The organism is Pseudoalteromonas sp. SWXJ133, from assembly GCF_015864365.1.
Classification (GTDB): Bacteria; Pseudomonadota; Gammaproteobacteria; order Enterobacterales; family Alteromonadaceae; genus Pseudoalteromonas; species Pseudoalteromonas arctica.
On record NZ_JADYXJ010000007.1, the window covers coordinates 118304 to 131430 of the forward strand.

17 protein-coding genes are annotated in these 13127 nt (G+C 39.1%); 9 read left to right on the forward strand and 8 right to left on the reverse strand.

Going from position 1 to position 13127, the window contains the following annotated elements; all coding sequences use genetic code 11:
• Positions 1-7: 7 nt before the first annotated feature.
• Together I6F40_RS07520 and I6F40_RS07525 are read left to right on the forward strand one after the other, a co-directional pair.
• Entirely contained in the window at positions 8-271 is a 264-nt protein-coding gene (locus I6F40_RS07520; protein WP_007585470.1) for a GrxA family glutaredoxin, read from the forward strand.
• Positions 272-431: 160 nt separating this feature from the next.
• Complete coding sequence (locus I6F40_RS07525) at positions 432-2297, forward strand: DEAD/DEAH box helicase (RefSeq protein ID WP_166376757.1); 1866 nt, start codon at positions 432-434, stop codon at positions 2295-2297.
• Between the two features lie 198 nt (positions 2298-2495).
• Here I6F40_RS07525 and I6F40_RS07530 read toward each other — a convergent pair whose 3' ends face one another.
• From I6F40_RS07530 to prmB, 8 genes are all read right to left on the reverse strand, one after another.
• Positions 2496-2771, reverse strand: coding sequence for a YfcL family protein (locus tag I6F40_RS07530; RefSeq protein WP_002962183.1), 276 nt, complete (start codon positions 2769-2771; stop codon positions 2496-2498).
• Positions 2768-3931 (reverse strand): ATP-NAD kinase family protein, encoded by a 1164-nt coding sequence (locus I6F40_RS07535; protein WP_166376758.1) that lies wholly within the window; start codon positions 3929-3931, stop codon positions 2768-2770. The genes I6F40_RS07530 and I6F40_RS07535 overlap by 4 nt, the downstream gene beginning before the upstream one ends.
• Entirely contained in the window at positions 3921-4475 is a 555-nt protein-coding gene (locus I6F40_RS07540) for an elongation factor P hydroxylase (protein WP_166376759.1), read from the reverse strand. Before I6F40_RS07540 ends, I6F40_RS07535 begins: the two co-directional genes overlap by 11 nt.
• Positions 4476-4811: 336 nt before the next feature.
• Positions 4812-5054 carry a hypothetical protein gene (locus I6F40_RS19680; protein ID WP_166376760.1) on the reverse strand — a complete coding sequence of 81 codons (243 nt, stop codon included), beginning with the start codon at positions 5052-5054 and terminating at the stop codon, positions 4812-4814.
• 62 nt (positions 5055-5116) lie between these two features.
• On the reverse strand, positions 5117-5764 hold the full coding sequence (locus tag I6F40_RS07550) for a glutathione S-transferase family protein (RefSeq protein WP_024593902.1): 648 nt from the start codon (positions 5762-5764) through the stop codon (positions 5117-5119).
• Between the two features lie 106 nt (positions 5765-5870).
• Entirely contained in the window at positions 5871-6248 is a 378-nt protein-coding gene (locus I6F40_RS07555) for a DUF4112 domain-containing protein (protein WP_024591638.1), read from the reverse strand.
• Between the two features lie 119 nt (positions 6249-6367).
• Entirely contained in the window at positions 6368-7465 is a 1098-nt protein-coding gene (aroC, locus tag I6F40_RS07560; protein WP_166376761.1) for a chorismate synthase, read from the reverse strand.
• Positions 7466-7529: 64 nt separating this feature from the next.
• Positions 7530-8465, reverse strand: a complete 936-nt coding sequence (gene prmB / locus I6F40_RS07565; RefSeq protein WP_166376762.1) for a 50S ribosomal protein L3 N(5)-glutamine methyltransferase — start codon at positions 8463-8465, stop codon at positions 7530-7532.
• A gap of 152 nt (positions 8466-8617) precedes the next feature.
• On the opposite strand from prmB, the gene smrB reads away from it, so the two are divergent.
• The 7 genes from smrB to I6F40_RS07600 all read left to right on the forward strand — a co-directional run bounded on the left by smrB (position 8618) and on the right by I6F40_RS07600 (position 13106).
• Positions 8618-9175 (forward strand): endonuclease SmrB, encoded by a 558-nt coding sequence (smrB, locus tag I6F40_RS07570; RefSeq protein WP_007377742.1) that lies wholly within the window; start codon positions 8618-8620, stop codon positions 9173-9175.
• Positions 9176-9202: 27 nt separating this feature from the next.
• On the forward strand, positions 9203-10132 hold the full coding sequence (locus tag I6F40_RS07575; RefSeq protein ID WP_166376763.1) for an AEC family transporter: 930 nt from the start codon (positions 9203-9205) through the stop codon (positions 10130-10132).
• 300 nt (positions 10133-10432) lie between these two features.
• Positions 10433-10891, forward strand: coding sequence for a hypothetical protein (locus I6F40_RS07580; protein ID WP_166376764.1), 459 nt, complete (start codon positions 10433-10435; stop codon positions 10889-10891).
• Between the two features lie 72 nt (positions 10892-10963).
• Positions 10964-11566, forward strand: coding sequence for a DUF2589 domain-containing protein (locus I6F40_RS07585; RefSeq protein ID WP_166376765.1), 603 nt, complete (start codon positions 10964-10966; stop codon positions 11564-11566).
• A gap of 29 nt (positions 11567-11595) precedes the next feature.
• The gene (locus I6F40_RS07590; RefSeq protein ID WP_166376766.1) at positions 11596-12255 is read left to right on the forward strand and encodes a DUF2589 domain-containing protein; all 660 of its coding nucleotides are present in this window, start codon (positions 11596-11598) and stop codon (positions 12253-12255) included.
• Between the two features lie 54 nt (positions 12256-12309).
• Positions 12310-12531, forward strand: coding sequence for a hypothetical protein (locus I6F40_RS07595; protein ID WP_166376767.1), 222 nt, complete (start codon positions 12310-12312; stop codon positions 12529-12531).
• A 224-nt stretch (positions 12532-12755) separates the two neighbouring features.
• Entirely contained in the window at positions 12756-13106 is a 351-nt protein-coding gene (locus tag I6F40_RS07600) for a hypothetical protein (protein WP_166376768.1), read from the forward strand.
• Positions 13107-13127: the final 21 nt, after the last annotated feature.

The window sequence follows — 13127 nt, forward strand, 5'->3', positions numbered from 1 at the left end:
GAAAACTATGTTAACCGTAATTTTTGGCCGTGAAGGCTGTCCATTTTGTGTTCGTGCGAAAGATGTTGCTGAGCAATTATCAAATGAACGTGATGACTTTAAATTTCGTTATATCGACATAATTAAAGAAGGCATTAGTAAAGCCGACCTTGAAAAGTCAGCGGGTAAGCCTTGCCCTACTGTTCCACAAATTTTTGTAGACCAAAATCACATTGGCGGATTTACCGAATTTGAAGCTTACGCAAAAGAAAACCTAGGCTTGTACAAATAAGCTTTGTATTAAATATGTTAACCAGTTTAATAAACCCTGCATTGGACTGGTTAAATTTCATCCAACATCAAACACATACAAATTAGTTTCAATTTATACAAGCATTTGCCTCGCGAATCCTATATAATGCGCGCCTCTTTAAATTCGTTGAGGCGTATTAATGTCAGAACCAGTCACGTTTGAATCTCTAAATCTTTCTCCTGCAATTTTGAAGGCAGTTGAAGAGTTGGGTTACAAGACACCATCTGAAATCCAAGCTCAATGTATACCGTTATTGCTAGAAAGAAAGGACGTACTGGGACTAGCTCAAACGGGTACAGGTAAAACCGCAGCATTCGCACTGCCATTGTTAAATAATATTGACCCGTCTGTAAAACAGCCGCAGATCCTTGTACTTGCACCTACACGCGAGCTTGCGATCCAAGTTGCTGAAGCATTCGAACAATTCTCTAAACACATTCGTGGTGTTGAAGTATTGGCACTGTATGGTGGCCAAAGCTACAGCATCCAATTAAGCGCACTTCGTCGTGGCGCGCAGGTTATTGTTGCAACACCTGGTCGTTTAATCGATCACATTAACCGTGGTACTATCAAGTTTGATGCTTTACAAGCACTTGTACTCGATGAAGCCGATGAAATGTTACGTATGGGCTTTATCGATGATGTAGAAAGCATCATGGAAAAAACACCGCGTGAAAAGCAAACATGTCTTTTCTCTGCAACCATGCCTAAGCAAATTCAAAACATCAGTAGCCGTTATATGAATAACCCTGAACAGGTTCATATTTCTGCGCGTAACTCAACAGTATCATCTGTAGAGCAGGTTTTTTGGAACGCTAGTGTACATAAAAATAAAGCAATTGTTCGCTTTTTAGAAGCTGAACAATATGAAGGTGCCATTGTTTTCGTACGTACGCGTAACGATACAGTACAACTTGCTGAGTTATTAGAGCGCGAAGGTTTTTCTGCAGCTCCACTTAACGGTGACATGAACCAGCAAGCACGTGAACGCACTGTAGAACGCTTAAAAAGCGGCATGCTTAATGTTGTTATTGCAACAGATGTAGCAGCACGTGGTCTAGATGTTGACCGCTTAAGCTTAGTTATCAACTACGATATTCCACAAGATTCTGAAGCCTACGTTCACCGTATTGGTCGTACAGGTCGTGCTGGTCGTACTGGTAAAGCAATTTTATTCGTAAAACATAACGAACGTTATTTACTTAAAAATATCATTCGCCATACGAAGTCTGAAATTGCACAAGTTGAATTACCAACTGCAAAAATCGTTGAAGAAAAACGTATTGAAGCGTTACAAGCAAAATTAACTATTGCGCTTGAAAACAAAGATATAATGTTCTTCAATGACGTAGCAACTAACATGGCTGAAAAACTTGACCTTCCTCTTGAAAGCTTAGCGGGTGCGTTACTGTGTTTAGCACAGCAACAGTCTCCGATTAAAGTTGAAGAAGTTAAGATTCAACCTCGTGAACGTAACGAGCGTAACGATCGCAACCCACGTAGTAACGACCGCAATGATCGCGGTGGTGACCGTGGGCGTCGTAACGAACGTGGCGGCGAACGTGGTGGTGAACGCGCTGAGCGTAAACCTCGCGAACGTAACAGCCGTGATGCAGGCCCTATGGATACTTACCGTATCGAAGTAGGTCGTGAACACGGTGTTCAGGTTAAGAACATTGTTGGTGCTATCGCTAACGAAGCTGACATCTCAAGCAAGTTTATTGGTGATATTCGTTTACACGACAATCACAGTACGGTTCAATTACCGCAAAATATGCCTAAAGATGTACTTGATCATTTCCAAAAAGTGTTTATTTGTAAACGTCCTATGGGCTTAACAATTACACAAGATCAAGGCCCTGCTGAGCCACGTGCAGAACGCTCTGAGCGTCCAGCTGGTGACAAAAAGCGCACCTTCAGTAAAGATAAAGACGACAGCCAACGCGGTGATAAGCGTACTGGCCCTCGTAAAGAACGTCGCCCAGTAAGCTTCACAGCTAAATAAGCAACGACTCTTTAATAAAAAAACCTTGCCACGAAAGTGACAAGGTTTTTTTGTGTCTGGGATAAACTCCCGCTTACCACATGTTAAGCCAATAAACAGTAAGCCTTTGCGTCGCGCACATAAAATAAAACCAAGCTAAAAATAAAAAACACGATCGCGCTAAGCAAGTCGTGTTTGTGTGTTGTGCTAAAAGAGCTGTTAAGCGAGGGCTTTAACTTCTTCCCACAAGCGTGCAACTAATGTCTTATCTTCTTCGTTAAGCTCACCATTACGATACGCTTTAACTAAGCTCTGCTCTACAGTTTCGTTTAGCTCATCTATACTGATTGTCAGCTTTTCTACTTCGGCATAACCAACTGCAAGATCAAAATGACCTCGTAAATAGCCGCCTGCAAATAACTCATCGTCAGTTGCTTTTATTACTAAATCATCGAAGTACTGCTGGGCTGCATCGATATAGTTCACTAAACTCATTTATTAATCTCCTGGTTTTGCAAAGCACCTGTATTTTCAAGGTTTTGGTGCCCTACTGCATACATAATATGGTCGTTAAATCCGGTGGTTACTTTAATATAACCCGTTAATTCATCATCTAATTCGCCATCGCCTGTATCACAAATAAGGGGGCGACCATTAAGCGCTTGTAGTTTTGTTTTAGTTGCTACTACAATAATGTTTTCTTTTCCAATTGCGCGTATAAGCGCAGGGCTCAATTGCTGATTACCACGGCCAAATATATGCCCTTGCCCGCCAATGAGCGTAATGACTAACTTAGTACTTTGCTCATGAGTAAGCTCAAGTAATTGCTTAGCCGTTAAATCTTGAGCAACTAAGGTTTGATCTTTTATTAAATCAACGCCAAGCAACGTATTCTCAAGTCCCATTTCTTCCATTATGGCCTCAACCGTTGAGCCGCTACCCATTATATAAAATGTGTCTTCATCCATTTGCGATACAATATGCGCAGCAATGTCGGCAAGTACGAGTTCGTCGGTTTCTTTGCCGCCATTTTTAACCGCTTGCATATAGCGTACTTCGCTAGGTGTTTGCATTTCGCCGTAGCGCTTTGCTTTTACTGTGCCTTGTCTAAAGGCATCTTCATCTATATCCATTACATCTGCATCAGCTAAGGTAACTAACTCCCCCTTAACCAGCATTTCGACTACGCGCCCTGCAGCTTTTGGTGTAATAGCGTAAACACCAGAGTGAATTTTACAGCCTGCAGGAATACCAAGTACGGGAATGGTATCCTCTATTGCATGGCAAATATTACGCGCTGTACCATCGCCTCCAGCAAATAAAACTAAATCAACACCAAAGTCTTTAAGTACTTTTGCTGCTTGTTCTGTGTCATCTGGGGTTGTTATTACTGCAGAGTTGTATACAACCTCTACATTAAAGCCCAAGGCTTTTGCTGTTTGCTCACCCATGTCACCGTTAACGGTGTAAATGGTTAAGCGTTCTTTATAAGGCAATAGCACTTCAAGCGCTGCTTTTGTTCGGCTATTTGCTTTTGGTTCTGCACCTAATTCGATTGCTTTAGCGGCTGTGTGTGCGCCATCACTACCTTTTAAAGCAACTGTTCCGCCTAAACCCGCTACTGGGTTTACAATTAAACCTAATTTAAACGCCATTACAAAGCTCCTTCGGATGTTGCCAATTAAATTGCTGCGCTGTTAATGGCCACTGTGTATTATAAAAATCAGAGAGTGCTTTTAAAAGTGACTCTGTACGAGAGTTAAAGCCATTTTCGATTAACGATAATACACGTGCATGTACTCGCTGCTGAAAATCAAACCGACATGTTTGCTCGCCGTTTAAGTTATCCACCGACACATTAAAATTAAACCCTGCTGCGGTGCTTAATAACCACTCTATAGCTTGAGGCTTTACTTCTACGTTTTCAAACTCAGCTTGTTTTTGTTTGTCGCGCCCATCAGGACAATACCAATAGCCGTAATCTTCTAATAAACGACGTTCATCGCCTGCAACCAACCAGTGTGCAACCTCATGTAATGCACTAGCATAAAAACCATGCGCAAATACAACTTGGTGATATGGCACGTGCTCTGTTGCTGGTAAATACACAGGTTCAAAATTGCCTTTTATCAGACATGTATTATGACTTTGATAAAAAGTGCGTTCAAAAATTGAAATTAGATCAGCTATTTGATGCATAAAATTAGGCTAATTTTTCTCGGTTGCAGCGCTATTTTGCGCAGTAAAAACGAGACGAATTGTACGGGCTTTTACAACTAAAGTAAAAATAAGGCGTGATAGTAAAATATAAGCGGACTAATCTTTCACTTTATTGATATTTTTAATAATACCTAAACAGTAAAGAGTATTACCAAGTTTTTTACGCTGTGTTTTTTCACCTGAGGTTTTATTGGCTAAGCTAGTTAACATATCGTACCGTTTACGTAGAGTTAGTATATATCTGGCATGTCTACGGCATTCAAAGCAATGAGTACAGTGTGAATCGACCCAAAATCTTAATGTTTCAAACCAATATTACTGCTCTTGAGCAAAAAAAATAAATGCCTTAGAGCAAGTCCCGCACTTCTCTTCAATATCAACATAAAGTGCCCGAGGATAAATGGCATAGTTTTGCTTTTTTATATCAGCCAATATTACCGTATTAGGGAAGTATTTAAGGCTCGAGTAACGCCAGTGCGCATTCTCTATCGCCTCTATTGTCACTGGGGTATTGGTAGTTATTGGTGTATTGCCATACCTTGGGTGATTTAGATACATGAGCTGCCTAGTTTAAACTTATGATTTTAAGGCATAAAACATGCCATATAAGAAAACAATAATTATACAGGCGTTCCTGCTTCATCACACTCTACTATGTCGGTCTCGGTTAATGCCTGAGTGATCCATGCTTGCAATACTGGGCAGCGCATAACAAAGTCACAATATTGCTGTGCCTCTGGCGATAACGTAATTTGATAGGTTTTTAAGCGCAGTACAACAGGCACATACATGGCATCAGCAATACTAAAGTCACCAAAAAACCACTCATTTGGAAACACATCTTGTTGCTGTGCAAATATCTCGTCTATACGGGCTATGTCTTTTAGTGCTTCGCTCGATAGGTCTACTTTACGGGTTGCTCTTATATTCATTGGCATTTCACTGCGCAGTGCCATAAAGCCTGAATGCATTTCAGCGCTTAGCGCACGCGCTTTAGCTCTTTGGGTAATATATTTTGGCCATGCAGCGCCTGATAAGTAAGCATCGTTAATATATTCACAAATTGCTAGCGAATCCCATACCTGTAAATCGCCATCAATTAACGCTGGGACTTTTTGCAAAGCAAAGGTCTTTTTTAGTTCATTGTAAAAGTCGGGGGTGTCGAGTACCAGCTGGGTTTCACTAAACTCAACATCAAATTTACTCATTAAATACCATGCACGTAATGACCAGCTAGAGTAGTTTTTATTACCGATAAATAATTGCATATTGTAGATACCAAAGTGAATAGACGCTCCTACCTTACTAGGTGATTTAACAACCAACAACATTTTGTTTAAAGTCTCTTTGCTAACTGTTACTTAAAGCTATTAATTACTCACTCAACTGCTTGTTTAAATGCTTTTTTAATAGTTGTGTATTACGCGTGTTAGCTTTAAAAAAGGCATCAAAAATATCACCAAAAAATGGCACTAAACCGCCCACAAAATCTATGAGCATATTGATAATCATCTTAGTTTTTATACGTTTACTCACACCTAAACGCTGGGCTTCTATCAGCACATAACTTGATAAAATTAGCCCTGCGGCATCACCTATAACGGGAATTAAACCAATCACAGCCTCCAAACCTATATTAAATTTAGTAAAAGGAATGCCAATGCTGCTATCAGTTAACTTACTGAATCGCTCTAAGCGGGCTATTGCAGCTTGGGCTTTTATTTGTGAGTGTTCATTAATATTATCGTTCATGATTGCTACCCTCCTTCTTGCAGTATATAGGGCTTACTTGAACAACTCCTGAAAGGCTTTAAACTAAATTACAGACATAAAAAAACGCGGTAATCCGCGTTTTTTATAATTATAAATACTTACACAGAGCCGTTGATTGGCCCGTGTTTGTGGTTTACATGTGGATTTTGTCCGCGTTGACGCAGTAAATGATCCATCAGTGTAATGGCCATCATTGCTTCAGCAATAGGCACGGCACGAATGCCCACACACGGATCGTGACGACCTTTAGTGATCATCTCTACCGCTTCGTTTCTTGTATTAATGCTGTTACCTGGGATGGTAATGCTCGACGTTGGCTTTAGCGCAATAGAAGCAATAATGTCTTGCCCTGTCGAAATACCGGCAAGTACGCCACCCGCATGGTTTGATGTAAAACCTTCAGGGGTTAACTCGTCACGATGCTCAGAGCCTTTTTGCTCAACTACGTCAAAGCCATCACCAATTTCAACGCCTTTAACTGCATTAATACTCATTAATGAGTGTGCAAGTTCGGCGTCAAGGCGGTCAAATACTGGCTCACCAAGACCTACAGGTACGTTGCTTGCCACTACTTTTACTTTAGCGCCAACTGAGTCACCTTGCTTTTTAAGGTCACGCATATATTCGTCAAGCGCTTCAAGCTTACTTGCATCAGGGAAGAAGAATAAGTTATTTTCAACTTCATCCCAATCAAACGTTTCCGCCTTAATAGGACCTAGCTGGCTTAAGCATGCTTTAACTTCAATACCATGAAATTGCTTTAAGTATTTTTTAGCGATAGCGCCTGCCGCTACGCGTATTGCGGTTTCACGTGCAGACGAACGACCGCCACCACGATAATCGCGCAGGCCGTACTTATGCCAATACGTGTAATCGCCATGACCTGGGCGAAATACATCTTTAATTTTGCCGTAATCTTGCGAACGTTGATCGGTGTTTTCAATTAATAAACCAATGCTAGTACCTGTGGTTTTACCTTCAAAAACGCCTGCTAATATTTTTATTTGATCGCTTTCGCGGCGCTGCGTTGTATAACGGCTTTGGCCTGGTTTTCGGCGATCTAAATCAATTTGTAAGTCGGCCTCTGTGATTTCAAGACCTGCGGGAGTACCATCAACAACGCCGCCTAATGCAACGCCGTGGCTCTCACCAAAGGTGGACACTTTAAATAACTGTCCAATGCTATTACCTGCCATTAACTTTCCTCATTCCTAATGACTACCAATAGCCAAGCACACGGCTTGGCTATTCATTTTTTACTTATTTTACAAAATACTCATCTAGCTGCTTTTTGCTAATTACAAATACACCTAAGCCGCCTTGTTCAAATTCAATCCATTCAAACGGCGCGCCCGGATACAGTGCATCCATATGTACCATAGAGTTACCAACCTCTACAAATAACAAACCGTTATCAGTTAAGTGTTCACTCGCTTCACTTAAAATAGTACGGGTTACATCTAAACCATCGTGGCCTGATGCTAGCCCAAGCTCTGGTTCATGATGAAATTCACGTGGCAGATCAGCCATATCTTCTGCATCAACATACGGTGGGTTTGCAACTATTAGGTCGTATTTTTGACCTGGCACACCGCTAAATACATCAGACTGAATGGGTAACACACGATCGTTTAACATGTAATCGTTAATGTTTATGTCTGTGACTTCAAGCGCTTCATACGATATATCTACCGCATCAACTTGGGCCTGCTCAAAAGCTTGCGCAAGTGCGATTGCGATACAACCCGACCCCGTACATAAATCTAATATGCGGTTAACCGATTGTGGCTCTTCAAGCCAGGGGGTAAAGCGATTACTAATAAGTTCAGCAAACGGTGAGCGAGGTATAAGTACACGTTCATCCACATAAAATGGCATACCCGCAAACCACGCTATGTTTGTTAAGTAAGGGACTGGTGTGCAGTCATTCATACGCTCTGCAATAAGACCCGCAAGTCGGTTTTTTTCTGTGCTTGTTAAACGCGCGTGCATTAATTCTTTTGGCGCATCAACAGGCAAGCTAAGCGCAGGCAGTAATAAGCTTACAGCTTCATCCCATGCGTTATCTGTACCGTGTCCAAAAAATATACTACTACTTGCAAATTGGCTTGTAGTCCAACGTAACCAGTCATGTAAAGTTGACAGTTCTGCAACGGCTTCTTCGAGTGTTGCTTCTTCTATTTGTAAATCGCTCATATATTTTTACCTGTATTAGCTTACTGACTGTTTTGAGTCTTTAAGACGATTGCATTGCCTATCTGCGCTGGGCAAATTACAATTGCCCCTCATTTAAGTATTGTACCGCCTTTTGCGCTGCGTTTTTACGTTTTTTTGTTTAGGTAATAGTTATGAAAAAAGACACTCCATCACATTCGTCCCTAAGCAATGACGACATAAGCTTATTTCGTCAAACGATCACAGGCGCCAAAGTATTTAAACAAGATACTCATCGTTTTGATACAAAGCCTAAGGTGTCACAAGCTAAGCAATTTGCCCAGCAAAAAAAGCAGGCTCAATCTGAATTTTTCTTCTCAGACGTTTATATTCCCGATATAGACACCCACGGCACGGTTAAATATGTAAAACCTGGCCAAGATACCTTCCTAGCTAAACAGCTTCGCCGTGGTGACTTTGCACCCGATTTGACGCTAGATTTACATGGCTTAAATAAAGAACTTGCTAAAGATGAACTCGCTGGACTCATTCACGAATGTAAAAAGCAGCATTACTATTGTGCATGTGTAGTGCATGGTATTGGTGGCGGTGTACTAAAACACAAAGTACCGCAGTATTTAGTACAGCACCCTGACGTAATAGCGATGCACCAAGCCCCTCTCGAATATGGTGGAAGAGGCGCTGTACTTATTTTAATTAATTTACCGCAAAGTGATGAATTTAGACGCTAACTTTAGCTATTACTAGGATGTAACTACGTGCATATTTTTTCAATTATTTTTCCGCTCATTTTTATTGTTGCGTTTGGTTACAGCTGTTGCCGATTAAAATTTTTCGAAAAGCAGCATATTGCAGGCTTAAGTAAATTTACTTTTTATATTAGTTTGCCTGCTTTTTTATTGTTAAATATGTCGCAAATTAACTTACAGCAAAGCATTAGCCTTTTTGCATTTTTGAGTTTTTACATACCCGTTCTGAGCGTGTTTGGGGTGGGTATTTTAATTGATCGCTTTTATTTAAATAAAAAGTATTTAAAAAATTACCAACAACACGGCGTCTTTGGACTTGCTTCTAGCTATTCAAATATGGTGTTAGTGGGTATTCCTATTGTTATTGCATCGCTTGGCAAAGAGATGATAGCCATTGCGTTTATGATCATTACTTTTCATAGCACATTGTTATTTGCACTTACTTTTTTAATAGGAGCTAAAGGCAGTAGCGATAAATTTTCGTGGTCGCACTTTGGAAAAAGTATGGTGTTAAACCCAATAGTACTAAGTATTGGATGCGGGCTTATATTAAACATATTAGGAGTAACATTGTTCATCGACTTAGCAAATAGTTTGGAGCTATTAGCTAAACCAGCAATTGCCTGTGCGCTATTTGTACTTGGTGCAAATTTAGCTTTTTATAAAATAGCTGCAAATTGGCAACCCGCGTTAATAGCATCAATTTTAAAAATATTTTTATTGCCTGCGCTAGTTTTATTGGTAGGTACTTATCTATTTAAACTAGACACGCAAATACTTAATGTATTGGTACTTTTAAGTGCGTCCCCTGTTGGCGTAAATGCTTATCTTATTGCGAATCAAATAAAGCAGCATGAAGCCACTCTTGCTGGGGCTGTCGTGCTTTCTACTATTTTAAGTGTTATTAGTTTTACACTTTGGCTGACTATATTGTTGTGACAAAATTAAAACTATGCGCTTTAACTCTTTTTAAATTAATTTTAGTAACTTGACCATAAATACATATACCTAACCTTAACCAGTTAGGATATAACAAAACATTCCCCGATCTAAAACCCATCATAAAGCACTGCAAAAAAAATAAAAAACAATTAAAACGAAAAAACTAACAAGATGTTAATTTCATATGAATCATTCTTATGTCCTTATTAGCTCCTGAAAACTACAAATAAAGAAACCCGTACAAGACTTTAAAGGTAACGTCTTTGAAGTGTACCCCTTCAGTTGGAGTCGCAAAGGATGCATTACGAAATTTTTGGTGCAATTTATACGAATAAAATAAATCATATGAATGAGTTATATATTTTTTATGAAGATTATAAGGTTGAAGTACTTGCCAGGCTGCCCTTTTTCTTATCCGAACTTGTAGAACTATTCACTGCCAATGAGTTTTATGATTTTATAGAAAAGCACGGTGGTAAAAAAATTTACTTAGGTAAACATAAGTCAAAATTAGAAATGAGTTTAAAGATAAGTTTAACAGAATCTCATTACCGAAAACTTTGCTCTCTTGCTGACTCATCTGGCTATATTGAAATTCCAAATAGGTGGGGCATATTTAGTTTACTTAGAAAAATAGCGTATGAGAATTCAATAAAAAACGGCATGGCAAACGATGAACTAATCAGAGTATTTGGCATTAGTCAGCGCACTATATCGACAGCAAGGAAAAGGATAGCCATTTCAAAACAATCATAAGATCAACTCTTATTAACTTATCTTCTTTTAATACCTATAACTGACATAACAAAGTCACAACGGAATACAAAGATGATTAAATTTAGATCGCTTATACACGAACTTCACTCAAGCATTAAGCAAGCCGCTAATGAGGTTGAAGCTCAAGGTATAAAACATATCAATAAGTTTTTTGAAATTGTAGAAATACCCATTGAAAACGTAACTGATCTTGATGATGAATCGATTCAAAAAGTTAAAACATTTATCGATAGTGATGATACAGAGTCAGCGCTTAACATTCTCAAAAACCACAATGAAAAACTAGCATCTAATAATCAAATTCGACGCGTACTTAAGCCCAAAACAATGCAAATGGCCTTCCCAGATAAGGACCATAATGGACCTAAGATCAGCTATGTTGATGTACCTATTATAACTCTGACACCAATCAGCTCACAAAAAATACACGAAGTTAGCATAAAAGCAAACCTAGAAGTAACTGCTAACGATCAAAACGAATTATTTGTCGCATTTCCAAAGCAAACTCAAAGAGGTATTTTTTCTAAATCACAAGAAAGAAGCACTTCTAATGTGGAAATCGAAATAAAACTTCAAGGAGGTGAAACTCCTGAAGGCCTTCAAAAACTTATTGAGGGCTATGAGCGTTCACTTAGGGCGCAAATTCCTGGGTAAAAAACGAACATTAGAAAAAGGATACTATAATGGAAAATTCACTAGTAAGTATGGCTCAACAATTTTCAGGTTTACCAATGAAATCTTTAATTGGTGCTCCTTTAAATGCAGCAGCTGATGCCAATGCAAACATGGCAATTACGCAAACGCAGTTTTTATTAGAAACTTGTTTTCAACCAATCGATGATAAAGATAAAGAAGGAGGTGTACGTAGACCTATTATGGTCAAGCTTGAAATTACTCGTCCTGTTATTAATCAAGATACAGGTGAGTCATCAACGCCTGCAGTCTCTACTTTAAATTTACCTATTTTAACTATTTTACCGTTAAACTCGCTTGCCGTTAAAAATGTTGATGTTAGTTTTGAAATGGAAGTGAAAAGCTCTTATTCACACGACACTGAAAAGTCAGATAGCCAGAGTGGAGAAGCTAGTGGTAGCTTTGAAGCTGGTTTTAGCTATATGGGATTTTCTGCCAAAGTAGAGGGATCCGTTAAATCAACTAGCCAGTCATCATCCTCAGATAAAGAGCACTACGAAAAGTCAAATTCCGCTAAATACACCGTAGCAGTTAATGCTGGACAGTTGCCACTTCCTGAAGGAGTAACAACAATAATCCAGGCATATACGGCAGCTATTCAGCCTATAATGATCAAAAATCCTAAAAATGAGGATACAAAACCTGGATAACAACTCATAAGCGCCTTTTAATAAAGGCGCTATTTAAAACATGTAGGAACTACTATGAATTTAACAAATACCATTAACTGTCCTCACTGTCAGCATTCTAAAATTATTATTAGTATTGAAGCCTTATGTGCAGGAGAAAAGTTTTGCTGCCAATTATGTAATACTGTAATTAGCTTAGCGGCAGAAGATAGAGTTCAAGTAAAATCCGCCAGTGAAAAGTTACAATCTAGCTCTGCAATAGGAAACTGTAATAGCGATTATGCTAAATTTAGTTAATAGTGCCTACATTTTATGTGACTTCTTTTAACCTCTCTCATTTATATACAATCCAATCTTAAAGTTGATCTCAATAGTGGAATCAACTTTTAATATTTCTATTGAACGCCTCTGCAATGCACTACATAGCTCATTGAAAATCATATGAACCACTCTTATACCTAAAATTGTTTATTGTTGCTATTTTTACTTAGCAACTTAATGCAACAACAAAGGTGAAAAATATGAAAACCATTAATATAAAATTGATTAAACTCATTGTATGCTCATTAAGCTTATTATCACTTAGTAGCTACGCGGAATGTATAGTCAGTGACGATGCCATTTTCCCTCAAGATCAAGGTAGTATCACTTTCTGGCAATGGTTAATCCGAAATTCAGATGATAACGCACTTGCTATTTTTTGGGATCAGGGTAATTGCTCTATCTCAAAAGGCCCTCACTATGGTGGGACAGCGCCAGCTACGGGCGATGGTTCTACATTGCATATAACGGTTAAAGACAGCTTTAGAACATGCCACGTTTTTAACCAAAAAAACAGTGAATCAAGAACACTGACAACTTGCAATCCATAGCTGAGAATAAGGGTATTTATC

Excerpts from the sequence above, each read along its gene's own strand:
- prmB (WP_166376762.1), bottom strand. The coding sequence starts at position 8,465 with ATGAGCGATTTACAAATAGAAGAAGCAACACTCGAAGAAGCCGTTGCA.
- smrB (WP_007377742.1), top strand. The coding sequence starts at position 8,618 with ATGAAAAAAGACACTCCATCACATTCGTCCCTAAGCAATGACGACATA.
- I6F40_RS07590 (WP_166376766.1), top strand. The coding sequence starts at position 11,596 with ATGGAAAATTCACTAGTAAGTATGGCTCAACAATTTTCAGGTTTACCA.
- I6F40_RS07600 (WP_166376768.1), top strand. The coding sequence starts at position 12,756 with ATGAAAACCATTAATATAAAATTGATTAAACTCATTGTATGCTCATTA.
- I6F40_RS07540 (WP_166376759.1), bottom strand. The coding sequence starts at position 4,475 with ATGCATCAAATAGCTGATCTAATTTCAATTTTTGAACGCACTTTTTAT.
- I6F40_RS07530 (WP_002962183.1), bottom strand. The coding sequence starts at position 2,771 with ATGAGTTTAGTGAACTATATCGATGCAGCCCAGCAGTACTTCGATGAT.
- I6F40_RS07550 (WP_024593902.1), bottom strand. The coding sequence starts at position 5,764 with ATGCAATTATTTATCGGTAATAAAAACTACTCTAGCTGGTCATTACGT.
- I6F40_RS07585 (WP_166376765.1), top strand. The coding sequence starts at position 10,964 with ATGATTAAATTTAGATCGCTTATACACGAACTTCACTCAAGCATTAAG.
- I6F40_RS07580 (WP_166376764.1), top strand. The coding sequence starts at position 10,433 with ATGCATTACGAAATTTTTGGTGCAATTTATACGAATAAAATAAATCAT.
- aroC (WP_166376761.1), bottom strand. The coding sequence starts at position 7,465 with ATGGCAGGTAATAGCATTGGACAGTTATTTAAAGTGTCCACCTTTGGT.
- I6F40_RS19680 (WP_166376760.1), bottom strand. The coding sequence starts at position 5,054 with ATGTATCTAAATCACCCAAGGTATGGCAATACACCAATAACTACCAAT.
- I6F40_RS07535 (WP_166376758.1), bottom strand. The coding sequence starts at position 3,931 with ATGGCGTTTAAATTAGGTTTAATTGTAAACCCAGTAGCGGGTTTAGGC.
- I6F40_RS07520 (WP_007585470.1), top strand. The coding sequence starts at position 8 with ATGTTAACCGTAATTTTTGGCCGTGAAGGCTGTCCATTTTGTGTTCGT.
- I6F40_RS07525 (WP_166376757.1), top strand. The coding sequence starts at position 432 with ATGTCAGAACCAGTCACGTTTGAATCTCTAAATCTTTCTCCTGCAATT.
- I6F40_RS07595 (WP_166376767.1), top strand. The coding sequence starts at position 12,310 with ATGAATTTAACAAATACCATTAACTGTCCTCACTGTCAGCATTCTAAA.
- I6F40_RS07555 (WP_024591638.1), bottom strand. The coding sequence starts at position 6,248 with ATGAACGATAATATTAATGAACACTCACAAATAAAAGCCCAAGCTGCA.